The organism is Pseudomonas sp. S3E17, assembly GCF_024168685.1.
Classification (GTDB): Bacteria; Pseudomonadota; Gammaproteobacteria; order Pseudomonadales; family Pseudomonadaceae; genus Aquipseudomonas; species Aquipseudomonas marginalis.
This window is the reverse complement of record NZ_JALJWE010000001.1, coordinates 1,049,096-1,072,828: the sequence shown is the minus strand read 5'-3', so window position 1 is coordinate 1,072,828 and position 23,733 is coordinate 1,049,096. Positions and strand designations below refer to the sequence as shown.

24 protein-coding genes are annotated in these 23,733 nt (G+C 59.7%); 13 read left to right on the top strand and 11 right to left on the bottom strand.

The genetic code is table 11. The features are described from left to right. The first annotated feature begins 56 nt into the window (after positions 1-56). Positions 57-938, top strand: coding sequence for an EamA family transporter RarD (gene rarD, locus J3D60_RS04390; protein ID WP_065941765.1), 882 nt, complete (start codon positions 57-59; stop codon positions 936-938). Positions 939-994: 56 nt separating this feature from the next. Here the strand turns inward: rarD and hppD are convergent, their stop codons facing one another. Then, positions 995-2,071, bottom strand: a complete 1,077-nt coding sequence (gene hppD, locus J3D60_RS04385; RefSeq protein ID WP_027606579.1) for a 4-hydroxyphenylpyruvate dioxygenase — start codon at positions 2,069-2,071, stop codon at positions 995-997. Positions 2,072-2,317: 246 nt separating this feature from the next. Continuing rightward, complete coding sequence (locus J3D60_RS04380; protein ID WP_253490049.1) at positions 2,318-3,241, bottom strand: DMT family transporter; 924 nt, start codon at positions 3,239-3,241, stop codon at positions 2,318-2,320. Between the two features lie 76 nt (positions 3,242-3,317). On the opposite strand from J3D60_RS04380, the gene J3D60_RS04375 reads away from it, so the two are divergent. The 3 genes from J3D60_RS04375 (at position 3,318) to J3D60_RS04365 (ending at position 6,381) form a co-directional block, all read left to right on the top strand. Then, positions 3,318-4,244 carry a LysR family transcriptional regulator gene (locus J3D60_RS04375; RefSeq protein WP_253490047.1) on the top strand — a complete coding sequence of 309 codons (927 nt, stop codon included), beginning with the start codon at positions 3,318-3,320 and terminating at the stop codon, positions 4,242-4,244. A 31-nt stretch (positions 4,245-4,275) separates the two neighbouring features. Next, positions 4,276-5,817 (top strand): EAL domain-containing protein, encoded by a 1,542-nt coding sequence (locus tag J3D60_RS04370; RefSeq protein WP_253490044.1) that lies wholly within the window; start codon positions 4,276-4,278, stop codon positions 5,815-5,817. 198 nt (positions 5,818-6,015) lie between these two features. Then, a complete protein-coding gene (locus tag J3D60_RS04365) occupies positions 6,016-6,381 on the top strand; it encodes a histone-like nucleoid-structuring protein, MvaT/MvaU family (RefSeq protein ID WP_027606583.1) in 366 nt (121 codons plus the stop codon). A 111-nt stretch (positions 6,382-6,492) separates the two neighbouring features. Here the strand turns inward: J3D60_RS04365 and J3D60_RS04360 are convergent, their stop codons facing one another. Then, positions 6,493-7,029, bottom strand: coding sequence for a DUF4946 domain-containing protein (locus tag J3D60_RS04360; RefSeq protein WP_367399662.1), 537 nt, complete (start codon positions 7,027-7,029; stop codon positions 6,493-6,495). Positions 7,030-7,228: 199 nt separating this feature from the next. On the opposite strand from J3D60_RS04360, the gene gloA reads away from it, so the two are divergent. Then, positions 7,229-7,750, top strand: a complete 522-nt coding sequence (gloA, locus tag J3D60_RS04355) for a lactoylglutathione lyase (protein WP_115487281.1) — start codon at positions 7,229-7,231, stop codon at positions 7,748-7,750. A 48-nt stretch (positions 7,751-7,798) separates the two neighbouring features. Here the strand turns inward: gloA and ahpF are convergent, their stop codons facing one another. The 3 genes from ahpF to J3D60_RS04340 all read right to left on the bottom strand — a co-directional run bounded on the left by ahpF (position 7,799) and on the right by J3D60_RS04340 (position 11,124). Next, positions 7,799-9,364 (bottom strand): alkyl hydroperoxide reductase subunit F, encoded by a 1,566-nt coding sequence (gene ahpF / locus J3D60_RS04350; protein WP_065941563.1) that lies wholly within the window; start codon positions 9,362-9,364, stop codon positions 7,799-7,801. 130 nt (positions 9,365-9,494) lie between these two features. Beyond that, positions 9,495-10,058: an alkyl hydroperoxide reductase subunit C gene (ahpC, locus tag J3D60_RS04345; RefSeq protein ID WP_003173835.1), complete on the bottom strand. Its 564-nt coding sequence runs from the start codon at positions 10,056-10,058 to the stop codon at positions 9,495-9,497. A gap of 133 nt (positions 10,059-10,191) precedes the next feature. Then, positions 10,192-11,124 carry a site-specific integrase gene (locus J3D60_RS04340; RefSeq protein WP_115487280.1) on the bottom strand — a complete coding sequence of 311 codons (933 nt, stop codon included), beginning with the start codon at positions 11,122-11,124 and terminating at the stop codon, positions 10,192-10,194. Positions 11,125-11,294: 170 nt separating this feature from the next. Here J3D60_RS04340 and J3D60_RS04335 point away from each other — a divergent pair, with 170 nt between their 5' ends. Continuing rightward, positions 11,295-12,302 (top strand): DNA-binding protein, encoded by a 1,008-nt coding sequence (locus J3D60_RS04335; protein WP_253490040.1) that lies wholly within the window; start codon positions 11,295-11,297, stop codon positions 12,300-12,302. Here the strand turns inward: J3D60_RS04335 and gorA are convergent, their stop codons facing one another. Both gorA and galU read right to left on the bottom strand, forming a co-directional pair. Continuing rightward, the gene (gorA, locus tag J3D60_RS04330) at positions 12,303-13,661 is read right to left on the bottom strand and encodes a glutathione-disulfide reductase (protein WP_253490038.1); all 1,359 of its coding nucleotides are present in this window, start codon (positions 13,659-13,661) and stop codon (positions 12,303-12,305) included. It abuts the gene before it with no gap. A 100-nt stretch (positions 13,662-13,761) separates the two neighbouring features. Then, on the bottom strand, positions 13,762-14,601 hold the full coding sequence (galU, locus tag J3D60_RS04325; protein ID WP_003212579.1) for a UTP--glucose-1-phosphate uridylyltransferase GalU: 840 nt from the start codon (positions 14,599-14,601) through the stop codon (positions 13,762-13,764). Positions 14,602-14,911: 310 nt separating this feature from the next. Here galU and J3D60_RS04320 point away from each other — a divergent pair, with 310 nt between their 5' ends. Together J3D60_RS04320 and J3D60_RS04315 are read left to right on the top strand one after the other, a co-directional pair. Continuing rightward, positions 14,912-15,097, top strand: a complete 186-nt coding sequence (locus J3D60_RS04320) for a hypothetical protein (RefSeq protein WP_017528082.1) — start codon at positions 14,912-14,914, stop codon at positions 15,095-15,097. 141 nt (positions 15,098-15,238) lie between these two features. Then, entirely contained in the window at positions 15,239-15,520 is a 282-nt protein-coding gene (locus J3D60_RS04315) for a hypothetical protein (protein WP_027606590.1), read from the top strand. 9 nt (positions 15,521-15,529) lie between these two features. Here J3D60_RS04315 and J3D60_RS04310 read toward each other — a convergent pair whose 3' ends face one another. Continuing rightward, entirely contained in the window at positions 15,530-15,760 is a 231-nt protein-coding gene (locus tag J3D60_RS04310; RefSeq protein ID WP_253490036.1) for a hypothetical protein, read from the bottom strand. Between the two features lie 20 nt (positions 15,761-15,780). Further along, the gene (locus tag J3D60_RS04305; protein WP_065941567.1) at positions 15,781-16,131 is read right to left on the bottom strand and encodes a hypothetical protein; all 351 of its coding nucleotides are present in this window, start codon (positions 16,129-16,131) and stop codon (positions 15,781-15,783) included. 212 nt (positions 16,132-16,343) lie between these two features. On the opposite strand from J3D60_RS04305, the gene J3D60_RS04300 reads away from it, so the two are divergent. The 5 genes from J3D60_RS04300 to J3D60_RS04280 all read left to right on the top strand — a co-directional run bounded on the left by J3D60_RS04300 (position 16,344) and on the right by J3D60_RS04280 (position 19,807). Beyond that, entirely contained in the window at positions 16,344-16,646 is a 303-nt protein-coding gene (locus J3D60_RS04300; RefSeq protein WP_003173824.1) for a DUF1883 domain-containing protein, read from the top strand. 25 nt (positions 16,647-16,671) lie between these two features. Further along, entirely contained in the window at positions 16,672-16,839 is a 168-nt protein-coding gene (locus J3D60_RS04295) for a hypothetical protein (RefSeq protein WP_092357951.1), read from the top strand. Between the two features lie 4 nt (positions 16,840-16,843). Then, on the top strand, positions 16,844-17,509 hold the full coding sequence (gene alkB / locus J3D60_RS04290; RefSeq protein ID WP_253490035.1) for a DNA oxidative demethylase AlkB: 666 nt from the start codon (positions 16,844-16,846) through the stop codon (positions 17,507-17,509). Between the two features lie 75 nt (positions 17,510-17,584). Further along, the gene (gene ada, locus J3D60_RS04285) at positions 17,585-18,631 is read left to right on the top strand and encodes a bifunctional DNA-binding transcriptional regulator/O6-methylguanine-DNA methyltransferase Ada (protein ID WP_065941569.1); all 1,047 of its coding nucleotides are present in this window, start codon (positions 17,585-17,587) and stop codon (positions 18,629-18,631) included. Between the two features lie 105 nt (positions 18,632-18,736). Beyond that, positions 18,737-19,807 carry a nitronate monooxygenase family protein gene (locus J3D60_RS04280; protein WP_253490034.1) on the top strand — a complete coding sequence of 357 codons (1,071 nt, stop codon included), beginning with the start codon at positions 18,737-18,739 and terminating at the stop codon, positions 19,805-19,807. On the opposite strand, the gene J3D60_RS04275 is transcribed toward J3D60_RS04280, so the two are convergent. Then, the gene (locus tag J3D60_RS04275; protein ID WP_253490032.1) at positions 19,804-23,553 is read right to left on the bottom strand and encodes a hypothetical protein; all 3,750 of its coding nucleotides are present in this window, start codon (positions 23,551-23,553) and stop codon (positions 19,804-19,806) included. The two genes, J3D60_RS04280 and J3D60_RS04275, sit on opposite strands and share 4 nt — an antisense overlap. Positions 23,554-23,733 lie beyond the last annotated feature (180 nt).

Here is a 23,733-nt window from a genome sequence, read left to right as displayed (position 1 = left end):
TAATCCCCTGTTGAAACTCCCTCTACTTGTTTGAAATCGGTTTTCGCGAGGACAACGTGTCTAAAGGTGTCGTGTTATCGGTGTCGGCCTCGGTGTTGTTTGCCGTGATGTATTACTTCACGTCATTGCTGACGCCGTTGAGCGGCCTGGAAATTTTCGGCTGGCGCATGTTGCTGACCGTGCCGTGCATGACGGTGTTCATGATCGTCAGCGGCGAATGGCGGCGGGTGTGGGAATTGCTGCAAGTACTCGCAGCCAAGCCGCGACTGATCGGCGGTGTGGTGCTGTCGTCGGCGTTGCTGGGCGTGCAGTTGTGGTTGTTCATGTGGGCGCCGCTGAACGGGCGCAGCCTGGATGTATCGGTGGGTTACTTCCTGCTGCCGCTGACCATGGTGCTGACCGGGCGCCTGGTATGGGGCGAACAGCTGTCCTACCTGCAAAAGCTTGCAGTGTTTTTTGCCGGCCTTGGGGTAATCAACGAGCTGTTCCAGGCCGGCGGTTTTTCCTGGGCGACGCTGGTGGTGATCATCGGCTACCCGCTGTATTTCATTGCGCGCAAATACCTCAAGACCGACCATCTTGGCGGACTGTGGCTGGACATGGCGCTGATGCTGCCGGTGGCCTGGTGGTTTGTGCAAAGCGGCGAACAGGGCTTCGCGGTGATGGATGCCCACCCCAAGCTGTACGGGTTGATCCCGATGCTGGGCCTGATCAGCGCCTCGGCGCTGGTGAGCTATATCATCGCCAGCCGCCTGCTGGCGTTCAGCCTGTTCGGACTGCTCAGTTATGTCGAGCCGGTGCTGTTGCTGGTAGTGGCGCTGCTGCTGGGTGAAGGCATCAAGGCTGGCGAATGGTTGACTTACATCCCGATCTGGATGGCGGTCATGGTCCTGGTGTTCGAAGGGTTCAAGCATTTGGTGCGCCAGCGCCGGGCCTGAATGCCAAGCGACAAAAAGCCCGACCGAGGCGTCCCTCGGTCGGGCTTTTTTCATGCTCAGTCGGCGGTCAACACACCACGACGTACCTGGTCCCGCTCGATGGACTCGAACAGCGCCTTGAAGTTGCCCTCGCCAAACCCATCATCGCCCTTGCGCTGGATGAACTCGAAGAACACCGGGCCCATCAGGGTTTCCGAGAAGATCTGCAGCAACAGGCGCTTGTCGCCTTCGATGGACGAGCCGTCCAGCAGGATGCCCCGCGCCTGCAATTGATCCACCGGTTCGCCGTGGTTCGGCAGGCGACCTTCGAGCATTTCGTAGTAGGTGTCCGGCGGCGCGGTCATGAAGCGCATGCCGATCTTCTTGAGTGCGTCCCAGGTCTTGACCAGGTCGTCGGTGAGGAACGCGACGTGCTGGATGCCCTCGCCATTGAACTGCATCAGGAACTCTTCGATCTGCCCGGCGCCCTTGGACGACTCTTCGTTCAGCGGGATGCGGATCATGCCGTCCGGGGCGCTCATGGCCTTGGACGTCAGGCCGGTGTATTCGCCCTTGATATCGAAGTAGCGCGCTTCACGGAAGTTGAACAGTTTCTCGTAAAAGCCGGCCCAGTAGGCCATGCGCCCGCGGTAGACGTTGTGGGTCAGGTGGTCGATGACCTTCAGGCCGGCACCTTGCGGGTTGCGCTCGACGCCGTCGAGGTAGACGAAGTCGATGTCATAGATCGAGCTGCCCTCACCGAAACGGTCGATCAGGTACAGCGGCGCGCCGCCGATGCCCTTGATGGCCGGCAGGTTCAGCTCCATCGGGCCGGTTTCGATATGGATGGGCTGGGCACCCAGTTCCAGGGCGCGGTTGTAGGCTTTTTGCGAGTCCTTGACGCGGAACGCCATGCCGCACACCGACGGGCCGTGCTCGGCGGCGAAGTAGGAGGCGATGCTGTTGGGCTCGTTATTGAGGATCAGATTGATCTCGCCCTGGCGGAACAGCTGGACGTTCTTGGAGCGGTGATTCGCGACTTTGGTGAAGCCCATGATCTCGAAGATCGGCTCCAGGGTGCCCGGGGTCGGCGATGCGAATTCGATAAATTCAAAGCCCATCAGGCCCATTGGGTTTTCGTAGTGGTCGGTCATGGCCGGCGCCTCATCATTCTTGTGGGTAGCAATTGGTTATGTGCGAGCAAGGATGAGGTCGGAGGGCGGCGCGCAGGATAGGCCTCGCACACTGCGGGCGAGGAAGTCACCAAAGATGAGGGGGGAGCCGAGTAGCTTCATGGTTACATCAGTCTCTGACGGCCGAGGCTTGCGTGAGCGCAAGTCCATATTCTTGTATGCGTAAATCGATTCTACACAGCGTAACCGTATTTGTCCGTACTCTTATCAAATCCCCATTGCCCTGGCCTGTGCAAGGGGTTTGTTGCACAGGTAGATGCCCAGCAGGATGACGGCCCCGCCCGCCAGCATGGGCGCCGTCAGTTGTTCCCCCAGCAGCAAGGCACCGCAGATCACCGCCGTCAGTGGGTTGAGTGCGATAAACACCCCGGAGCGCGTCGCGCCAATGCGCCGGATGCCGTCGTAGTAACCGATATACGCCAGCGCCGAGCCCAACACGCCGAGGTAGACCAGGCTGAGCCACTGGGTGAGTTGCAAGCGGCCGAGTGCTTCTACGCTGACGCTTGAGGTGGCAAACGCGCTGGTGGTCAACATCAACGTACCCAGCAGCACCGACCAGGTGACCGTCTGCAAGGGCCCCAGGCTTTGGTTGAGCCCACGGGCACACAGCGAATAAACGCCCCACCCTGCCACACAGCCGAGGATCAGCAGGTCGCCGATCCAGGCATCGGCGGTGTCCTGCAACAACTGCGGGTTACGACTGACAATGACCGTCCCGGCACCGACCAGGCAAAGCAGGATCCCCAGCAGCTTGATCCGACTCAGCCGCTCCTTGAATAACAGCCAGCTCGCCAGGCCGATCACCGCCGGGTTCAACGCCACGATCAACGAAGCCCGCGACGCATTGATGTACTGCAGGCCATAGAAGAAGCAAAGGTTGTAGAAAAAAATCCCGCAGAACCCCAGCACCGCCAGTTGCGCGAACTGCCGAAGGTTCGGGCGTAACAGTCGAATACGCACGCAGGCCATGAACAGCAACAACGCCAGGCTGGCGAGGATAAAACGCAGGCTGGCGGCCAGCAGCGGATTGAGGTGGTCGGCCAGGAAGCGCCCGGCGACAAAGGTACCGCCCCAGATCATGGTGACGGCGGCGAGTTTGCAATAAGTCAGGTGATCGGAGGCGAGGCGCATGGGGATGGGCTCAAGGGGGGGAGAATTCGCGTATTCTTCAGCTAATAACCGATCATCGTAAAATGAGCTTTCACTCATGACCCTGACCCAATTGGAAATCTTCTCGCTGGTCGCCGAGCTGCAGGGCTTCACCAGTGCCGCCCACCGCCTGGGCATCAGCCAATCGGCGGTGTCCCATGCCATCAAGGCCCTGGAGCAGGAGCTGGGTGTAGAGCTGTTTCGGCGCCACCAGTCACTGGTAGAACCCAGCGACATCGGCCAGCAATTACTCGGACGTGCCCGTGCCATGCTCGGCCTGGCCAACACCCTGCAACAAGAAGCGGCCGATGCCCGGGGCATGCGGCGCGGTACTTTGCGCATCGGCTCGTTCGGGCCGACCGCGTCGATTCGCCTGCTGCCCACGATCCTCAGCGAGTTTCGCAGCGCCCATCCGGGAATTGAGGTGCATGTGGACGAAGGCCCCGACCGCCAGGTGCTGCAGTGGCTGGATGAGCGACGGATCGATGTAGGCTTTGTGGTGCTGGAACAGGAGCGCTTCGACACCTTTGCCGTGTTCGAGGACCAGATGGTGGCGCTGCTGCCGGCTGATCATCCATTGGCTGCGCGGGACACGCTGGCCCTGCCGGACCTGTGTGACGATGCCTTTATCCTGACGGAAGCCGGCTCCTCGGAGTTGGTCACCCGCCTGTTCGACGTCGGCCAACTGCGGCCAAAGATTCGTTACCGCTGTGCACAATTGCTGAGCACCCTGGAAGCGGTCAGCCGTGGCGATGGCCTGAGCATCGTCGCCGAAGCGTCTCTGCCACAGGCATATGATCCGCGCTATGTGAAGCGACCGCTTTCGCCCCGTGTGCCGCGCCAGATCGGCCTGGCGGTGCTGGATCGGCGGCAGTCGTCACCGGCGACCCTGGCCTTTATCGAGATTGCGCAAAACCTTGTCAGGGCGAGCAAATTCCAAACGGGCCATCTATCATCGGAACATTCCCCGCCGGCCTGCCGGTAAAGCCCGCCCCCTGCGCAACAGGCCTGAACCCATGCCCCTCACTGTCAAAGGCCCGCGAAGACTTCTCAGCCGCTATGCGATCAGCCTGTTGGCGGGTGTGCTGCCGATCCTGCTGGGTGCGGCCATCCTGTATTGGCAGGCCGAGCGCACCCTTGAACAAAGCACAGCGCAAACCGCCCAGGAAGCCATCCGTCAATTCGACCTGATGCTCGACAATACCGCCCTCGCCGCCAAGGCCTTGCTGCCCCTGGCCGGACAGCCGTGTGACAGCGGAGCGCAACTGGCGCTGCGTGAACAGGTCACGCGCCGGCCGTTTGTGCGGGCGACGACCTTGTCCTGGCAGAAAAACATCTATTGCAGCTCCCTGTTCGGCAGCAACTACGAGTCACCGGTAAACCCGGATGACTACGTCGATGGCCGCCTGTGGTTGATGAACGGCAACCCGGTTACGCCGGATACCGCGTTGCTGGTCTACCGCCTGGTCGACGGGGACAAAGCGGCGTTTGCCTCCATCGACGGCTATCACCTGACCAACGCCCTGCGCCTGATCAGCCGCTATGCCCAGCTTGTGCTGCAAGTCGGGCCTCACTGGCTCGGCGCGGACGGCAACGTGCACGACACCGCCGTCCCGGTATTTGCCGTGGCCCATCATCATCTGGCGTCCGAGCGCTATCGCTACAGCGTCGACGCCGGCATGCCGGCCGGTGAGGTGTGGCGCTATATGCAGGCGCGTTACCCGGCGCTGTTCAGCCTGGTGGTGTTCTTTGGCGTGCTCGCGGGCCTGCTTGCGCACTGGCTGCAAAAGCGCTCCTCGGCGCCCACCCATGAGCTGCAGCGGGCCTTGGGGGCCAATGAGTTCATCCCGTACTTCCAGCCGGTGGTACGCGGTGACACCCGCGAGTGGGCCGGCTGCGAGGTGCTGATGCGCTGGCAACACCCCAAGGAAGGCCTGGTCCGGCCCGACCTGTTTATCCCGCTGGCTGAACACTCCGGCCTGATCGTGCCGATGACCCGCGCCCTGCTGCGCCAGACCGCCGCCCAACTGGCGCCCCATGCGACGCAGTTCAGCCCGGGCTTCCATATCGGCGTGAATATCACCGCGCGCCATTGCCACGACCTTGCCCTGGTGGAGGATTGCCGTGAGTTTCTCGCCGCCTTTGCACCGGGCCAGGTGACCTTGGTGCTGGAGCTGACCGAGCGCGAACTGATCGAGCCCACGGATATTACCCGCCGACTGTTCGACGCCCTGCATCAACTGGGTGTGATGATTGCCATCGATGACTTTGGTACCGGCCATTCCAGCCTGGGCTATTTGCGCAACTTCAATGTGGATTACTTGAAGATCGACCAGAGTTTTGTCGCCATGATCGGGGCCGATGCACTATCGCGGCATATTCTGGACAGCATCATCGAATTATCCGGCAAGCTGGACCTGGGCATCGTTGCAGAAGGTGTAGAGACCGCCGAGCAATGCGAGTACCTGGCCGCTCACGGCGTGGATTTCCTCCAGGGCTACCTGTTTGGAAAGCCATTACCCAGCGATGAATTCATTAAAAATCTGGCCAGCCATTGAATAGCCATGCACTAGCGGCGTTGAAATAATGTTAATAAGACAAAAGACGTGATTTACTCGTGGCGGATTAACTACTACAATTTTTCTTGCCTGTGCAGAACTCGCAGGACGACTTCTTCTGTGAGTCGCCTTAACGCTATTGGCTTATAGCTTTGTCTGTAGTTGACATCAGCCAAATACACTATTGGAGTACAGATTTTGTCCAGACTCGCCGAATTTCGCGCAGCAGAAAAAGCCCTTCAAGAGCAGCTTGCCCAGCTGGAGTCCCTGAAGAACGACGCCGGCCTGAAGAAAGAAATCGAATTCGAAGAAAAGCTTCAAGGACTGATGAAAACCTACGGCAAAGGCCTGCGCGACATCATCCTGATCCTTGATCCAAACCCGGGCAAGACCAGCGCTGCCGCCGCCAGCGCACCCAAACAGCGCCGTGCGCGCGTGGTCAAGGTTTACCACAACCCGCACACTGGCGAACTGATCGAAACCAAGGGCGGTAACCACCGTGGCCTCAAGGCCTGGAAAGAACAGTATGGCGCCGCCACTGTAGACTCCTGGCTTCGCGGCTGATCACAACGCACTAACAAAGAGCCCCGCACATGCGGGGCTTTTTTATTCAAGGGTTTGAAACCGAACTTAAATAACATTTCACTTTGTTCGGAATCGACGGGCGAAACGCACTTAAAGTTTGAGGCTGGCGCGCACCGAACTGACTTCGTCCTTGCTTGCTTCGTAAGCGTCGGCTTGACCCGCGTATGAAAAAACATACGCTTTTTCGGTATCAACAGCCCCGACCAATGTTTGTGAAAGCACGTGCCGTCCATTCTCGGTAATCACACACGTAGTTTCCACGGCTTCAAGACGACTCAGTGTTGTCGAGTGCATCTTGCTGCACACACTCTGGTAACCGCCTTGGGCAAAATCCTTCTGGATGGACTTGCGCATCTCCAACAATACGCCCTGAAGATTAACGTTATGCCCGGCTTCGATCGGCGCCCCCGTCAACTCCATCACCATCAACGTGTTGCCATTTTCGTCGTTCTTGATCGCACGCTGCCGCGAGACCGGCTGCGGCGTGGCCGGCGCGTCGCCGTCGGGCACCACCTCCTCGACCTGCCAGCCGCTGGGCCAATGAATTTCCGGGTCGCCTGCCCACGCCCAAGGGCTGGCCAACAGCAAACACAGAGCGCTCAACAGCGGTAAACGACATTCGATCATTGCAAAAGACACCCAAGGTTCAAGCGACAAAGTGTGAGCCCCGCCACCGGCCGGTCGCAAGACCTACGCGCGCTTTTTCATTTGGCGCAGCAGGCGAGCCTTGCGTATCATGCTCCGGCTGCACGGACGCCAGCCGCAAGCCAAGGGAACGCTCCTCGCACCTGGAGCCGCGTTTGCCCCATTTTTTTCTGGAGGGCCCATGAGCCTGCACGAACTGAACACCTTCCCGGGCGTCACCGCCCAACCCGATACCGCCACCTCGAACTTCGTGTTCAACCACACCATGCTGCGGGTCAAGGACATCACCAAGTCCCTGGACTTCTACACCCGGGTCCTGGGTTTTTCCCTGGTTGAAAAGCGCGACTTCCCGGAAGCCGAATTCAGCCTGTACTTCCTGGCCCTGGTGGACAAATCCCAGATCCCGGCCGACGCCGCCGCGCGCACCCAATGGATGAAGTCGATCCCAGGCATCCTGGAACTGACCCACAACCACGGCACCGAAAACGATGCCGACTTCGCCTACCACAACGGCAACACCGACCCGCGTGGTTTTGGCCATATCTGCATCTCGGTGCCCGATATTGTCGCCGCATGCGAACGCTTCGAAGCACTGGGCTGCGATTTCCAGAAACGCCTGACCGATGGCCGCATGAAAAGCCTGGCGTTTATCAAGGACCCGGATGGGTACTGGGTTGAGATTATTCAGCCAGCGCCGCTGTAACGAAAAAACCCCATGATCGCTCATGGGGTTTTTTATGCGCCTTCGTATTTACGCGGGCGCTGAGGTACGGATCAAGTGATCGAAAGCACTCAGGGAAGCCTTGGCGCCCTCGCCTACTGCAATCACGATCTGCTTGTACGGCACGGTCGTCACGTCACCGGCGGCGAATACCCCTGGCAGTGAAGTTTCGCCACGGGCATCGACAATGATCTCGCCACGGGGGGTCAGTTCCACAGTGCCTTTAAGCCAGTCGGTGTTGGGCAGCAAGCCGATCTGTACAAAGATGCCTTCCAGGTCGAGGGTCTTGAACTCACCGGTATCGCGGTCCTTGTAGGCCAGGCCTGTCACTTTCTGGCCATCACCTTTGACTTCACTGGTCAGCGCGCTGGTGATCACGTCAACGTTAGGCAGGCTGTACAGCTTGCGCTGCAATACCGCATCGGCGCGCAGCTTGCTGTCGAACTCCAGCAAGGTCACATGGCTGACGATACCGGCCAGGTCGATGGCCGCTTCAACGCCGGAGTTACCGCCGCCGATCACCGCCACACGCTTGCCCTTGAATAGCGGACCATCGCAGTGCGGGCAGAAGCACACGCCCTTGGCCTTGTATTCCTGCTCGCCCGGTACACCCATTTCGCGCCAGCGGGCGCCGGTGGCCAGGATCACGGTCTTGGACTTGAGGGTCGCGCCGCTTTCAAAGCGAATTTCATGCAAGTCACCGGCGGTTTTCGCTGGGATCAGGCTGCTGGCGCGCTGCAGGTTCATGATGTCCACGTCGTACTGACGCACGTGCGCTTCCAGGGCGCTGGCCAGTTTCGGCCCTTCGGTTTCCTGGACCGAGATAAAGTTCTCGATGGACATGGTGTCCAGCACCTGGCCACCAAAGCGTTCGGCAGCAACACCGGTGCGAATGCCCTTACGTGCGGCGTAGATGGCGGCTGCGGAACCGGCTGGGCCACCGCCGACGACCAGCACATCAAAGGCCTCCTTGGCGCTGATTTTCTCGGCGGCTTTTTCAATGCCGCTGGTGTCGAGCTTGGCGAGGATTTCTTCCAGGCCCATGCGGCCCTGGCCGAAGCTCACACCATTCAAGTAGATGCTCGGCACCGCCATGATCTGACGCTCGTCGACTTCAGCCTGGAACAGCGCGCCGTCGATGGCGACGTGGCGGATATTCGGGTTGAGCACGGCCATCAGGTTCAGCGCCTGGACCACGTCCGGGCAGTTCTGGCAGGACAGCGAGAAGTAAGTCTCGAAGCTGAACTCACCCTTAAGGGCGCGGATCTGTTCAATCACTTCGACACTGGCCTTCGACGGGTGGCCACCGACTTGCAGCAGGGCCAGCACCAACGAAGTGAATTCATGGCCCATGGGGATGCCGGCGAAACGCAGGCTGATATCGGCACCCGGGCGGTTAATGGAGAACGATGGCTTACGCGCATCATCGCCATCGGTCTTCAGGGTAATCAGCGTGGTGAGGCTGGTTACGTCCTGCAAAAGGGCGAGCATTTCCTGGGATTTCGCGCCGTCGTCGAGGGAGGCGACGATCTCGATCGGCTGGGTGACCCGTTCCAGGTATGACTTCAACTGAGCTTTAAGATTGGCGTCCAACATACGGGCGATTTCCTATTAATTCGGTTTATTGCAGACAAAAAAACGCCCGAGCGACTATCGCCCGGGCGTTTTGAGGGCGGATGCAGCTTACTTAAGTGCGGAGTTCCGCCCTTGATACGTCTTCACAGACTTAGATCTTGCCGACCAGGTCCAGGGACGGCGCCAGAGTGGCCTCGCCTTCTTTCCACTTGGCCGGGCACACTTCGCCTGGGTGAGCGGCTACATATTGAGCAGCCTTGATCTTGCGCAGCAGCTCGGAAGCGTCACGGCCAACACCGCCGTCGTTCAGCTCAACGATCTTGATCTGGCCTTCCGGGTTGATCACGAAGGTACCGCGGTCAGCCAGGCCAGCTTCTTCGATCAGGACGTCGAAGTTGCGGGAGATGGTCAGGGTCGGGTCGCCGATCATGGTGTACTGGATTTTGCCGATGGCTGGCGAGGTGTTGTGCCAGGCAGCGTGGGCAAAGTGCGTGTCGGTGGACACGCTGTAGATTTCCACGCCCAGTTTCTGGAATTCGGCGTAGTTGTCGGCCAGGTCTTCCAGCTCGGTTGGGCAAACGAAGGTGAAGTCGGCTGGGTAGAAGAACACTACCGACCATTTGCCTTTCAGGTCAGCGTCGGTCACATCTACGAAGTTGCCGTTTTTGTATGCAGTTGCTTTGAACGGTTTTACTTGGCTGTTGATGATAGGCATCGTTGACTCTCCGTCAGGGGTTAAGAAGTTGATGAGGTGAATCCTACCCACTCTCTCGGCAGATGGCTCATTGGCAAACCTGATGCTGACGATTGGTTTTCCCTATCAGGTGACGGTATTAATAGAAGAAATCTCAAAGCAGCGGTTGAGTGGCCAATGTCATGCCGAGAAAGGGCGTCGCTTCAACATAGCGCATGGCGGATTTCATGTCGCTCCAGCCGACGTAACTCATCAACGACTTCAGGTCCCAGCCGCTGGAATGGGCCCAGGTGGCAAAACCCCGACGCAGCGAGTGACTGGTGTAGTGCTCGGCGGCGATGCCGGCGCGCTCAAGCGCCTGGCGCAGCAGTGGGATCACACTGTTGGGGTGCAAACCCTCCTCCCCAAGGTTTCCCCAGCGATCGATACCGCGGAATACCGGACCGCGCACCAGGGCCGAGGCGCTGAGCCATTCGCTGTAGGCCTGCACCGGACACAGGCGCAGCAGCGCCGGCGTGTGATAGGTCTTGCCGAGGTTGTCGCGGTCACTTTTGCTGCGTGGCAGGTACAGGCGGATGCCGGCACCGGGCGTGGCCTGTACGTGTTCGATGCTCAAGCGACACAACTCATCGCTGCGAAAACCACGCCAGAAGCCCAGCAGGATGAGTGCAGTGTCACGTTTGGCGCGCAGCAATCGCGGTTGGTCATGTGCATCACCGGCCTCTCGCGCTTCAGCCTCGAGGGAGGCCACGACCTGCTCCAGATGCCTGAGTTGCAACGGCTCGGCCTGCTTCTCCTGCGCCGGGTGTACCGCTCGAATCCCCTTGAGCACCTTGCGCACCACCGGCGCTTTCGTCGGATCGGGAAAGCCCTGGCTGGTATGCCATTGCGCCAATGCCGATAGCCGCAGCTTCAGGGTGTTGACCGCCAGCACGCCAGCATGCGCCACCAGGTAACGCGCCACGCTATCGCTGGTGGCCGGCAGAAAGCCGCCCCAACTGACTTCGAAGTGTTCGATGGCCGCACGATAGCTGCGGCGCGTGTTATCGCGGGTGGCGGCGTTGAGGTAACGATCCAGATCGCTCATGGGAGGCCTATTCGTACTGCTGGCAGAGGTATAAGCGCTCCAGACGCCTATGACACGGGATAATACGCCAATATCCCATCTGTTAAATCATGAATTTGAACAGGTTTTTATTCATGATACAGTATGTATCTACATAATACATACCACAGTACTAAATCGACGGAGACCCCATGGCTCGCGGCGGCATTAATAAAGCAGTAGTTCAAACGGCACGCTTGGCGATCCTTGCCCGTGGCGAGAACCCCAGCATCGACGCGGTACGCATCGAGATGGGCAATACCGGCTCGAAAACCACGATCCACCGCTACTTGAAGGAGCTGGACGACAGCGAAGCCCGCCTGACCATCACCGAAGCGCCGATTGACGACGAACTGGGTGAACTGGTTGCACGCCTGGCGCAGCGCTTGAAAGACAAGGCTCAAGAGCCGATTGACCTGGCCCTGGCGCAGTTCGAACAGCAAAAATCCGCCCTGCTCACCCAGATCGAGGCGCTTGAAGAAGCTCACGGCGAACTCAAGCAACAATTCGATATTCAGGCGGCTGCACTGGCAGAAGAAAGCGCTGCCCTGCAAACCACCAGTACCAGTCTGCAAACCGAGCAAACGCGCAACGCCGGGCTCAGCCAGGCCTGCAGTGATTACGAACTGCGGATCAACGACAAGGACGAGCAGATTCGCTCGCTGGAAGAAAAGCACCTGCACGCCCGCGAGGCGCTGGAGCACTACCGTAATGCGATCAAGGAGCAGCGCGAGCAGGAACAGCGGCGCCACGAAGGCCAGCTGCAGCAAGTACAGGCAGAGCTGCGCCAAGCCCAGCAAAGTGCAATGGTTCGCCAGGACGAAATCACCCAGTTGCACCGCGACAACGAGCGCCTGCTGATCGAGCACCGAGTGACGGCAAAGGAATTGGCTGCGCTGCAGGAGGAAACCCGCAAAGGCCAGGCCCAGCAACTGAAGCTGAGCGAACACGTGAGCCGGATCGACAGCGAGCGCACTCTCCTTCAGGAGCGCCTGCGGGTCGCCTTGCTTGAAAACGAGTCACGCCAACAAGCGCTGGCTGAGCACGGGCACACCAACAAGCGCCTGGAACTGGAGCTTATGAAGGCCCACGCCACTATCGAAGCGTTGCGGCTGGCAGCCGCCGTTGCGACGGCGCCAGAGGCAACACCGCCAGCCTGATCAGTCGGCCACAGGCGTGCGCATGGTGACGAACTCTTCCGCCGCCGTGGGATGCACGCCGATGGTTTCATCGAAGTGCTGCTTGGTCGCGCCGGCCTTGAGCGCGATCGCCAGGCCCTGGACGATCTCGCCCGCATCCGGACCGACCATGTGGCAGCCCAATACCTTGTCGGTGTCCGCGTCGACCACCAGCTTCATCAAGGTTTTTTCCTGGCACTCGGTCAAGGTCAGCTTCATCGGGCGGAAACGGCTTTCGAAGATCTGCACCCTGTGCCCGCTCTTCTTTGCCTCCTCCTCCGTCAGGCCGACCGTACCGATATTCGGCAGGCTAAATACCGCTGTCGGAATCATCGCGTAATCCACCGGACGGTATTGCTCGGGCTTGAACAAGCGACGTGCTACGGCCATGCCTTCGGCGAGAGCCACCGGCGTCAGCTGCACACGGCCGATCACATCACCGATCGCCAGGATCGACGCTTCGGTGGTCTCATACTGGTCGTTCACCTGGACGAAACCGCGCTCATCCAGTTTCACGCCGGTATTTTCCAAGCCCAGGTTATCCAGCATCGGACGCCGGCCGGTGGCATAGAACACGCAATCGGCCTCCAGCACGCGCCCGTCTTTCAAGGTGGCCTTGAGGCTGCCATCGGCTTGCTTTTCAATGCGCTCGATGTCCGCATTGAATTGCAGGTCGAGGCCGCGCTTGGTCAACTCTTCCTTAAGGTGTGTGCGCACTGAACCATCAAAGCCACGTAGGAACAGGTCGCCGCGATACAGCAATGACGTCTGCGCGCCCAGGCCATGGAAAATCCCGGCGAACTCAACCGCGATATAGCCGCCACCTACCACCAGCACACGCTTGGGCAACTCTTTGAGGAAGAACGCCTCATTGGAGCCTATGGCGTGCTCACGCCCCGGAATATCCGGAATCTGCGGCCAGCCCCCGGTAGCGATCAGGATGTGCCTGGCCGTAAAGCGCTCGCCATTGATTTCCACCTGGTGCGGATCAACCAGGCGCGCATGTCCCTCATGCAGGGTCACGCCGCTGTTGACCAGCAGGTTGCGGTAGATGCCATTGAGACGATTGATCTCGCGATCCTTGTTGGCGATCAGGGTCGCCCAATCAAAATTCGCTTCACCCAGGGACCAGCCAAAGCCACTGGCTTGCTCGAAGTCCTCGGCAAAATGCGCACCGTACACCAGGAGTTTCTTCGGCACGCAGCCAACGTTCACGCAGGTGCCACCCAGGTAGCGACTTTCCGCCACGGCCACCTTGGCCCCAAAGCCCGCAGCAAAGCGCGCCGCGCGAACACCGCCGGAACCGGCGCCAATTACATACAGGTCAAAATCGTAGGCCATTTCATTCTCCTCGGCAGGACATCAGCATACCGACTTACATGGGGCTGAAAAACGAAAAAGCCACCCGAAGGTGGCTTTTTCAAAGGCAGGCCTGCGTGAATCAGTAAGCCTTGCCAGTCTTGTAGAAGTGCTCGTAGCAGAAATTGGTGGCTTCGATGTAGCCTTCAGCGCCACCGCAGTCAAAACGACGGCCCTTGAACTTGTAGGCGATCACGCAACCGTCTTTGGCCTGCTTCAACAGGGCGTCGGTGATCTGGATCTCGCCACCCTTGCCTGGCTCGGTTTCTTCGATCAACTTGAAGATGTCCGGGGTCAGAATGTAACGACCGATGATCGCCAGGTTCGACGGTGCATCTTCAGGCGCCGGCTTCTCGACCATGTCGCGTACGCGGATCAGGCCATCGCCAATGTCGTCACCGGCAATCACGCCGTACTTGTTGGTCTCTTGAGGATCGACCTCTTGAACCGCAACGATGGTGCAGCGGTATTTCTGGTACAGCTTGACCATCTGGGTCAGTACGCCGTCGCCTTCCAGGTTCACACACAGGTCGTCCGCAAGTACTACGGCGAACGGCTCGTCACCGATCAACGGGCGACCGGTCAGGATGGCGTGACCAAGACCTTTCATCTGGGTCTGGCGGGTGTAGGAGAACGAGCACTCGTCCAACAGCTTGCGGATGCCGACCAGGTATTTTTCCTTGTCGGTGCCCTTGATTTGGTTTTCCAGCTCGTAGCTGATGTCGAAATGGTCTTCCAGTGCGCGCTTACCGCGACCGGTGACGATAGAGATTTCGTTCAGACCGGCATCCAATGCCTCTTCGACGCCGTACTGAATCAGTGGCTTGTTTACCACCGGCAGCATCTCTTTGGGCATGGCCTTGGTCGCTGGCAAGAAGCGAGTGCCGTAACCGGCTGCTGGGAACAAGCATTTCTTGATCATATAAGTCCTTACAAAGGGCTGTGCGTACGGAATTCGGCGCAGTCTAATCAGGCCGCAGTCACCTTACAATGGGTCCTGCTGGCGTTGCGATGTCATCATAGAGAAAAAATGTCGGCGTAAGTTCCGCTGATCTTACAAAGAGCGACTTCACCGCCACGCTAAGAAAAGTCATCTCCTCATGCTTAAAAGGGGTTGCAACCCTTTTAGCACGCTTTTCAGGCCAGAACACTGACCTGGAATAACTTGCGCGGCACCGGGACAATTGGGGCTATCATTGCTCCCTTGAATCAGACCACGAGATTGTTAATAGATGTCAGAACCAAAAGGCGTGAACGGCTACCTGATCACCAAGCGAGCAGACGGCTGGCACCTGATCAACTTCCACGGAGACAGCGTCGCGGGCGTTTTCGAGACCGAAAGCATGGCGATCGCGGTCGCCGAAGTGTTTGTTGACGAAGCGGGCCACGCGTCGAGCAAGAGACCGAAGGGTAAGTAAGCCGGCAGCCCTGCGCCAAAAGCCCCGACTCACGGGGCTTTTTTGGTTTTGCCTGTACCTAGATGGCAGTTCGCTATAATCTTCCACAAACGCCCCACGACAGTGTCAGCGCCCCTCCCACACCCTCGACGACGAACACACATGAACAAATTTCTGGCACTGACTGCGGTACTGGCACTCGCCGGCTGCACCACCACTTCCGATGTCTACCTCAAGAACGGCGAACAAGGCCTGACTATCGACTGTTCAGGCGAAGCCAACTCCTGGGCCAGTTGTTACGAAAAAGCCGATGCCTCCTGCGCAGGCACCGGCTATCGCATTGTCGGCACCGAAGGCACGCCATCGCTGAAGGAAAGCGACAAGACCCTGGGCCAGGACGTGGGCAACTACAAAAGTCGCAGCGTGGTGGTCGTCTGCAAGTAACCCCGCGCGTTACAGGTGGATTTCGGCGAATTTGATCCCCAGCTCCCGAAGGATTTCGCTCAGCTCGTCAAGACTGGCAAAGGATTCGACTTCATCCTGATCATCCACCAGAAAAAAGCTGCGACCGCCACTTTTCTTGAAGAAGACGATCCACTCGCCCAGGTCGGCGGGGTTCTGGATGACATGGGTGGCCGAGATCTCACCCTCGGCATGACGGGCCTTCACATGATCACGCTTCATATCGGCTTTCCCCAGCGGCATCAACCGGAAATGCACTCTTCCCCGGCCTTTTTCACATCTCCCGGGCGGATCGGCACGTTGGACATGCTCTCGTAGAGCTTGATGCTGCTACCGCTGGAGCGCTCTTCAATTTCGAAAATAGCCGAAGGGTCGGCGGAAAACTTCTGCGGTACGATGACCTGCACACCGTCTTTATGCGGTTCAATCTGCGGCGGCCGACGGGTGGTCGACAGCTTCCTTACCACACACGCCGCGTACTCCTGGGGTTTTTTCCCGGAAATGACGACCAACGTCGGCGGGGTCTGCTTGATATCTGCAACCGAAGCACACCCACCTATCGCCAAGGCCAGAACCAACACACTCCACTTCATACAAAACCTCCAATAAAGACCCTACGACAGCGGAGATGGTAATTTTCTCCCGCCCACGTAGGATTTATCCCTGATAACTCGGTAAATAACTGTTTTAAATTGTCGACGCCGTTGAAGACGGGCCGATAATAAACGCGCTGGGGCTGATAAACTCCATCTTAACCTACGTATCATTCTGATTTTTCAGAAAAAGCCCTTCTGGAGACACCCTCATGAAATTTATTCACCAGCGCGAGCACCTCAACGAGGGGGACATTGTCGTCATCGAGTGCTCGCAGACTTGTAATATTCGCCTGATGAGCGACGCAAATTTTCGCAGTTTCAAGAATGGCGGCCGCCACACGTACCACGGCGGCGCGTTCGACAAATTCCCCGCCAAGATCACTGCCCCCAGCACCGGGTTCTGGAATATCACCCTGGACGTGGTGACACGCCGCGCAATCAGCGTCACCCGCAAGCCCGCGCTGTCCCACAAGATTCGCATCGTACGTCGCACCAGCACCAAGCTGAGCTGACTCGAAGACGCCACAGGAAATCACCGTGACCGCTACCACCAAATACGTAATCAAGTACAAGCTCAACGGCGAACGCCGCTTCGAGTTCGCCCAACTGACGAACAATAGCGTGGAAGAGGCCTTGCAGGCCTTGGCGAAAATCCACGATGCCAGCGATGTCATCACCGACATCAACGTGAGCAAGGCGCTGTAAGGCAATGCCCGGCCCCACTGATGACCTGTTCGCCGATGACGCCCTGCAACAACCCGCAGCACGTGAGCAGATCGGCGAACAGTCCTACGTGCTAAGGGGCTATGCCCTGCCCTGGATTGAGCGCCTTCTGCCAGAACTGCGTCGTGTGCTGGCGCAATCGCCATTTCGGCAAATGGTTACGCCCGGTGGCTTTACCATGTCGGCGGCCTTGAGCAGTTGCGGCGCGCTGGGCTGGACCAGCGACACCAGCGGCTACCGCTACACGCCTCTGGACCCTCGCACCCGGCAACCCTGGCCAGCGCTGCCGGACACCTTGCGCCGACTGGCCATAGAAGCCGCGGCAGACGCCGGGTTTGTCGACTTTGCCCCCGACGCCTGCCTGATCAATCGTTATGTTCCGGGCGCGAAAATGTCCTTGCACCAGGACAAGAATGAACGTCGCTACAGCGAGCCCGTCGTGTCGATATCCCTTGGGTTGCCGGCAGTTTTCCTGTTCGGTGGCCACGCCCGCAGCGACAAGACCCGCAAGGTCTCGCTGTTCCATGGTGACGTGGTGGTCTGGGGCGGGGTCGATCGGCTGCGTTTTCATGGGGTGATGCCGATCAAGGAAGGCATGCACCCGATCATGGGCCCGCAACGTATCAACCTCACTTTTCGCACCGCCGGCTGATTTGACCGCAAGCTTCGGAGTGCCAGGCCACTGCAGCACGGCTAATCTGGCCAGGACCCGTCAAGAGTGCCAACCATGACTACCGAACAAGATCCGCGCTGGGCTGCGATTCTTGCCCGCGATCCGAAAGCCGATGGGCTGTTCGTCTACGGCGTGAAAACCACCGGTGTGTATTGCCGCCCGAGCAGCGCCTCGCGATTGCCCCGCCCGGAAAATATCGAGTTTTTCGACACCCCGGCACAGGCCGAGGCCGCCGGTTATCGCGCCAGCAAACGCGCAGCCGGTGACCAGACACAACTGGCTGCGCAGCATGCGCAATTGGTGGCTGATGCGTGCCGGCAGATCGAACACGCCGACACCGCGCCCAGCCTCAGCACGCTGGCGAGCCGGGCCGGCCTGAGCCCGTTCCATTTCCACCGCGTGTTCAAAGGCGTGACCGGCCTGACGCCCAAGGGTTACGCCAGCGCCCATCGTTCACGCAAGGTCCGCGAGGGGCTCAAGGGCCCGCATTCGGTAACCGATGCGTTGTATGAAGCCGGCTTCAACTCCAACAGCCGCTTTTATGAATCGGCCAACCAACGGCTCGGCATGACGCCCAGCGACTACAAGGCCGGCGGCACCAACAACCAGATCCTGTTTGCCGTCGGGCAATGCTCGCTGGGTGCAATCCTGGTGGCGCAGAGTGCCCGTGGCGTGTGTGCGATTCTGCTGGGGGATGACCCGGACAAACTGGTGCGCGACCTGCAGGACCAATTCCCCAACGCCAACCTGGTGGGGGCCGACCGCCGTTTCGAACAATTGATCGCGCACGTGGTGGGCTTTATCGAGGCGCCGGCCCTGGGCCTGGACTTGCCACTGGACTTGCGTGGCACCGCGTTCCAGGAACGGGTGTGGCAGGCCTTGCGCGAGATTCCGGTGGGCAGTACGGCCAGCTATGGGCAGATCGCCCAACGCATCGGCGCGCCCAAGGCCTTTCGCGCAGTGGCCCAGGCGTGCGGGGCGAACAGCCTGGCCGTGGCGATTCCCTGTCATCGGGTGGTGCGCAGCAATGGCGATCTATCCGGCTATCGCTGGGGGGTTGAACGCAAGCGGCAGCTGCTGGAGCGGGAAAGAGACCATTGACGCGCATGAAAAACGTCCCTCGTCCAGTGAATAAAACAGACTGGCCGGGTGCCAAGGGCCCTGTTAAAACAGCGACAAGCCTCACTGATACTGGAGACACGTCCCATGAGCACCTGGCCAGACACCCGTATTCTCGACCTGCTGGGCATCGACGTGCCCATCATCCAGGCACCGATGGCCGGTGCGACCAGCGCCGCCATGGTGATTGCCGCCAACCAGGCCGGCGCGCTGGGTTCGATCCCTGCTGCGATGCTGAGCATCGAGCAACTGCACGAAACCCTGGCCACCGTGCGCCATGCCAGCAGCGGGCCTATCAACGTCAATTTCTTCTGCCACCAGCCGCCGGAGCCGGATGAGGAACGCAATCGCCACTGGATGGCCTTGCTGGAACCCTACTACCGCGAACTGGGCGCCGATTTTGATGCGCCGACTCCGGTCTCCAATCGCGCCCCGTTCAACGTCGCCAGTTGCGAAGTGGTGGAGCAACACCGCCCCGAGGTCGTGAGCTTTCATTTCGGTCTGCCGGAAAAAAGCCTGCTGGAACGTGTCAAGGCGACCGGGGCCAAGGTGCTGTCCTCAGCCACCACAGTCGAGGAAGCGATCTGGTTGGAGCGGCACGGTTGCGACGCGATTATCGCCATGGGGTATGAGGCCGGCGGGCATCGGGGAATGTTCCTGACGTCGGATCTGAGCAGCCAGGTCGGCACGCTGGCCCTGGTCCCGCAAGTGGTGGACGCAGTGCGCGTCCCGGTAATCGCCGCCGGCGGAATCGGCGATGCGCGCGGTATTGCCGCGGCCTTCGTCCTCGGGGCCTCGGCGGTGCAGATCGGCACCGCGTACCTGTTCACCCCGGAGGCGACGCTCAGCCGGGCCCACCATCTGGCCTTGCTGACGGCCCAGGCCAGTGGCACAGCGCTGACCAACCTGTTCACCGGGCGCCCTGCCCGTGGCCTCTTGAATCGCCTGATGCGTGAGCTGGGCCCGGTGAACCCGGCGGCGCCGGCCTTTCCTCTGGCAGGCGGCGCGCTGATGCCGTTGAAGGCCAGGGAGGAAGCCGGTTTTGGCTCTCAGTGGGCCGGGCAGGCCGTCGGGCTCAAGCACGCACTGTCGACGCGCGAACTGACCACGTTGCTGGCCGCGCAAGCCCTCAAGACGCTTACCCGCACGCCGGACTAGAGCGGTACAGGTTCCGCAGGTCGCAGCCCGCTCAAGCGGTTTTCGTGGGCCTGGGTCAGTACCATGAAGCGCTTTTGCCGCAGGGCGTGGATACCGTAGATGATCCGGGCGAAGTGCTCGTTACTGTTCTCGTAGGGCTGGCAGGTCATGATCAGGGCGAAAAAGCAATCGGACTGCCGATGGGTAGCCATGGCGTTGATCAACTTCAACCCGATAGCAAACAGCGCCTGGCCGGTACTCATGGAGAGTCGTTCGTAGCTGGCCCCCAGGACGTGGTGTATCTGCACTTCGCGATGGGCGGCCAACATCTGGTGCAGGTAGTCGAGTTGCGCCCTTGTACACAGGTCCGCACGGGCGCGATCCCCCGTGACATAGCGTTCGATTTCGCTGCGCAGCAAACTGCGCCAGTCGTCGTCTTCCTGGCCGGCCCGCAGTGCGATCCAGTCGACGCAATCGACCAGGGCGTTCTCCGCCGTGGCAATCGGGCTGGCGAGGCCCGATTGCAACTGGTCCAGGTGAGCCAACGCTCCGCGTACCAACTCCGCCTCTTCTGCGATAACGCTGTCCATCAGCTCTACATACTCTTCCAGCGACTCGTGGCGCCAGCTCCGGAAAGCCCCCAGCAGCTGCGCCCTGAGGTTGCCAACGACCGGCACTCCAACGGTACGGCGCAACATATCCTCGGACTCATCGATCAAGCCTCGCAGGTTACTGACCTGCAGCAACAGGCCGGCGTGATCGAACGGCTGCGGCGTGTTTTGCAGCGCCGTCGTCAGTTGCGACGCGCCCCCTGGCAGCTCCCGGGAAAGCACATCCCATAACCTCGGCAGTTGGCGTTGGATGGCGGTGATAAAGCGCTGCGGACACGCGAGGACCGAATAGCTGCCGGTATTGAAGAAACGCCCCCAACTCACCCCCAGCCGGAACACCGTGTTGAGCTCATGACTGGCCTCGATGACATTGGCGTAGAGCTTGTAGACCACCAATTTGCCGCTTGACGCCGGTGCTTGCTGCACGCGCTGCTCCCAGCCGGCGATGGAATCAAAATAGGCCAGTTGCTGCGCCGAAGGGTCCAGGCGCCCCAACCCCGTGTCCAGCACCGCCGCATCACTTTCATTGCGAACCGACAGGGCAAAATGGCACTGGGGACGCGGGTCGTCCGGTTCGGCGAACAGCAAGACGCCGATAGCCTGGACGTCCCAGGACTGGCTTGACAGGTAGTCCGCACAGCGCTTGGACTCAACGAAGCCGCCCGTAGTCGAAGCCTCGGAGTCGCCCGCCAATTCGGCCAGCTTATTGGCGTCGCGATACAGCTTTTCCAGACGACCGCGCATGCCCAGCAGGTCCGCCGATGTGGGCAGGAATAACGTGGAGGCGCTCGCCTGCTCCAAAGAAACAGGGGTGTCCGTGCGCTCACGGGATCTCAAGGCCGGCAACAGCAACTTCCCGGTCTGTGCCGACCGTTTCAACAGCGTGCGCAGTTGCCCCCTGGCCAGGGTAACGTCGGCGACCAGCTCCACCACGCCCAGCAATACGCCCAACTTGCACTCATACACATAGGCGGCGTAATCCTCGGGTCGGTCCATGCTGCGGGCCAGTTGGTAGGAGAAACTTGCGTCCGCGACATTGGCGATCAGGCCGACACCGCCGGACAACAGCAACGCCCCGACGCCCGATGCGGGACCGACCGCCGCTATCACCAGGCTGGACACCGCGCGGGTAGCGACCTTGAACATGCCCCATTTCGCCAGGCGCCGCTCTTCATCGGAGGAAAATACCGCGTAATTCATCATGTGCTTGAGTTCGCTGATACCGATCTCATACAGAGCATCGTTGATGTTCGTCACCTCCCGGAAAGACACCGGCTGCGGTGGCACGCGGCGGTAGTGATAGCCGTAGCGCTTTTTCTGCGGATAGAAATCCGAGCGCTCCACGCTGAGTTTTTCCGGAAATGGCAGGTGGTGCGTGATAAACCGCATCAAGTCGTCACTGGGTTGCCCCGCCACGCCGCTGGGCTGCCACACCGCCCAAGTGAGCTCTGCCATGTTCAGTGAGATGAGCAGCGCCTTCTGTGAACTGAGCTTGAGCACCAACGCATTGGGCACCACTTTTTCCCGGAACAGCAGCAGGCGCGGCTTGACTTCACCTTTGAGAAAACGATGGGCGAGTTCACGCAGGGACACATCCTGCTCAGCATCATCGACCAGGAATTGTGCTGCGCGGACCTTGGCCAAGGCCTCGCAGGTTTCGCCAAACAGTTGTTTGTAGTCGGTGTTGCGCGCCAGTTCGTCGATATCGGCGACAAAGGTTTCATACAGGATGTCGCGCAAGCGGCCCAGGGTGCGCACTTCCACGCTCGACAGCGGTTCCCCGCTGACATGGATGTTGGCGATGGTTTCCTGGAAATACGCCGTGCGCTGCGGCTCGCCCGTCAGCACTTGCAGGAACGAAAAGTGCTTGTAGCGCGGTGGCGCATAGGCGGTCATACCCGCCGAATAGACCGGGTAGCCCACCTGGTATTTATAGCGAAATCGTTTTTCGTCCCTGAACCGATCCTGGGTACGTTGCGGCAGCCCGGACTTGTTCAGGCAGCGCTCGATAAGGTTCTGGATATAGTCCTTGGAGAGTTCGGCGTTCCACACACTGCTCAGCAGGTTGTCCCATTTTTGCCAGGCCTTGGGGGGCGTAACCGGCTGTATCGACGTCGGCACGCCCTCCAGCCACTGTGCCAGGTCCCCAGGCAGTATCTGTATCGAAAAAGACGCCTGGGAGGCGTCGCTGCGCACGAACCAGAAATTCTGCTGGTCACTTTGAGCGCGGATCACCCCCTCTTCATCCATCACCCCGCAGTTCACCCAAGGACAACGGTGATTCAAATAGACCGCAAGGTAATATTGCCAGCGTCCTGACGCTCGATATTCCTGGGCGACGGTGATCGAGTATTCCAGCGCTGGCGCACCGCCTGGAAGATTGCCAAGGGTCACCTTGAGCAATTGATTGGGCTCTATGTGAGTGTCTGGCAGCTGCACGTCCTTGAGTGTCCACCGCGGAAGGATACTCAAGATCGCAACCCCCACCGGCTCTTCGAAGGGTTTGAGCCACAGCCGGTTCTGGCTCGTATCGGCTGAATAATCGAAGCGGCTGCCTGATTGCGCACCAATGCGCATGCCCGGCCACTCCAGGCTGATCGCCTTGGGCCATTGGTTGGCTCCCAGGGATGTGTGAGGCAGGTCGAACCAGATTTCCGCCATCATTTCGGCGTGGGTGTTCCACACCGATAGCACCACCACCTCGGTCTTGAGTACCGCCTGGTTAGGCATCATCAACTCATGCTGCACCCAAAAGCCCGCGTGGATCTGCCCCCCGACCTGGATGCGACCGAGAAAAAATCGCGTGAAATTCAGCTCCCGTGCCACCTCGCCATAGAAATACGGCATCAGGACTTTGGTTTGTACGCTGTCGGTGTTTTGCTGTTTGCCTGCATATGCCTGCCAGGGAAACCGATCGTTGAGGATGTGCCACAGCGGCAACGACTCGTGTTCGACGATGATCGGCTGTCGCTGGCTGTCATCGGTATCGAATATCGAGAATTCGACGGGGATCAGGGCGTCCGCCCGGATCAGTGCCTTGGCCTGGGGCTCCAGCGTGGATTGAGCCAATACACGCTCTATCCAAGCCTGCGTGTAAGCCTCGCTGCTCTCGGTGTTTGTCGCGCCAACGTCGATGTAAGCGTATTCCTTGCCCATGATGTGCTTCCGTTTCAGATCAATACGCCGCTCACTATCGCGTTGCGACCAGCGCCTGGCTGTCAGCCATGGGGGTATCGGCGGGAGGAAATCTCGACCGCGCGCAGACATTGATTCCGCAGATGGATTTCTGCTTGCCATTTTTACGCTATATACCTATACATACAGCGCCTGGCAGCG

Bases quoted from the DNA above. Each gene is read 5' to 3' on its own strand.
- hppD (WP_027606579.1), bottom strand. From the start codon at position 2,071: ATGACCGACCACTACGAAAACCCAATGGGCCTGATGGGCTTTGAATTT.
- J3D60_RS04300 (WP_003173824.1), top strand. From the start codon at position 16,344: ATGAAATTTATTCACCAGCGCGAGCACCTCAACGAGGGGGACATTGTC.
- J3D60_RS04275 (WP_253490032.1), bottom strand. From the start codon at position 23,553: ATGGGCAAGGAATACGCTTACATCGACGTTGGCGCGACAAACACCGAG.
- J3D60_RS04375 (WP_253490047.1), top strand. From the start codon at position 3,318: ATGACCCTGACCCAATTGGAAATCTTCTCGCTGGTCGCCGAGCTGCAG.
- J3D60_RS04370 (WP_253490044.1), top strand. From the start codon at position 4,276: ATGCCCCTCACTGTCAAAGGCCCGCGAAGACTTCTCAGCCGCTATGCG.
- J3D60_RS04360 (WP_367399662.1), bottom strand. From the start codon at position 7,029: ATGATCGAATGTCGTTTACCGCTGTTGAGCGCTCTGTGTTTGCTGTTG.
- J3D60_RS04315 (WP_027606590.1), top strand. From the start codon at position 15,239: ATGAACAAATTTCTGGCACTGACTGCGGTACTGGCACTCGCCGGCTGC.
- J3D60_RS04310 (WP_253490036.1), bottom strand. From the start codon at position 15,760: ATGAAGCGTGATCATGTGAAGGCCCGTCATGCCGAGGGTGAGATCTCG.
- J3D60_RS04280 (WP_253490034.1), top strand. From the start codon at position 18,737: ATGAGCACCTGGCCAGACACCCGTATTCTCGACCTGCTGGGCATCGAC.
- ada (WP_065941569.1), top strand. From the start codon at position 17,585: ATGACTACCGAACAAGATCCGCGCTGGGCTGCGATTCTTGCCCGCGAT.
- gorA (WP_253490038.1), bottom strand. From the start codon at position 13,661: ATGGCCTACGATTTTGACCTGTATGTAATTGGCGCCGGTTCCGGCGGT.
- J3D60_RS04340 (WP_115487280.1), bottom strand. From the start codon at position 11,124: ATGAGCGATCTGGATCGTTACCTCAACGCCGCCACCCGCGATAACACG.
- J3D60_RS04335 (WP_253490040.1), top strand. From the start codon at position 11,295: ATGGCTCGCGGCGGCATTAATAAAGCAGTAGTTCAAACGGCACGCTTG.
- gloA (WP_115487281.1), top strand. From the start codon at position 7,229: ATGAGCCTGCACGAACTGAACACCTTCCCGGGCGTCACCGCCCAACCC.
- ahpC (WP_003173835.1), bottom strand. From the start codon at position 10,058: ATGCCTATCATCAACAGCCAAGTAAAACCGTTCAAAGCAACTGCATAC.
- J3D60_RS04380 (WP_253490049.1), bottom strand. From the start codon at position 3,241: ATGCGCCTCGCCTCCGATCACCTGACTTATTGCAAACTCGCCGCCGTC.
- ahpF (WP_065941563.1), bottom strand. From the start codon at position 9,364: ATGTTGGACGCCAATCTTAAAGCTCAGTTGAAGTCATACCTGGAACGG.
- galU (WP_003212579.1), bottom strand. From the start codon at position 14,601: ATGATCAAGAAATGCTTGTTCCCAGCAGCCGGTTACGGCACTCGCTTC.
- J3D60_RS04320 (WP_017528082.1), top strand. From the start codon at position 14,912: ATGTCAGAACCAAAAGGCGTGAACGGCTACCTGATCACCAAGCGAGCA.
- J3D60_RS04305 (WP_065941567.1), bottom strand. From the start codon at position 16,131: ATGAAGTGGAGTGTGTTGGTTCTGGCCTTGGCGATAGGTGGGTGTGCT.
- alkB (WP_253490035.1), top strand. From the start codon at position 16,844: ATGCCCGGCCCCACTGATGACCTGTTCGCCGATGACGCCCTGCAACAA.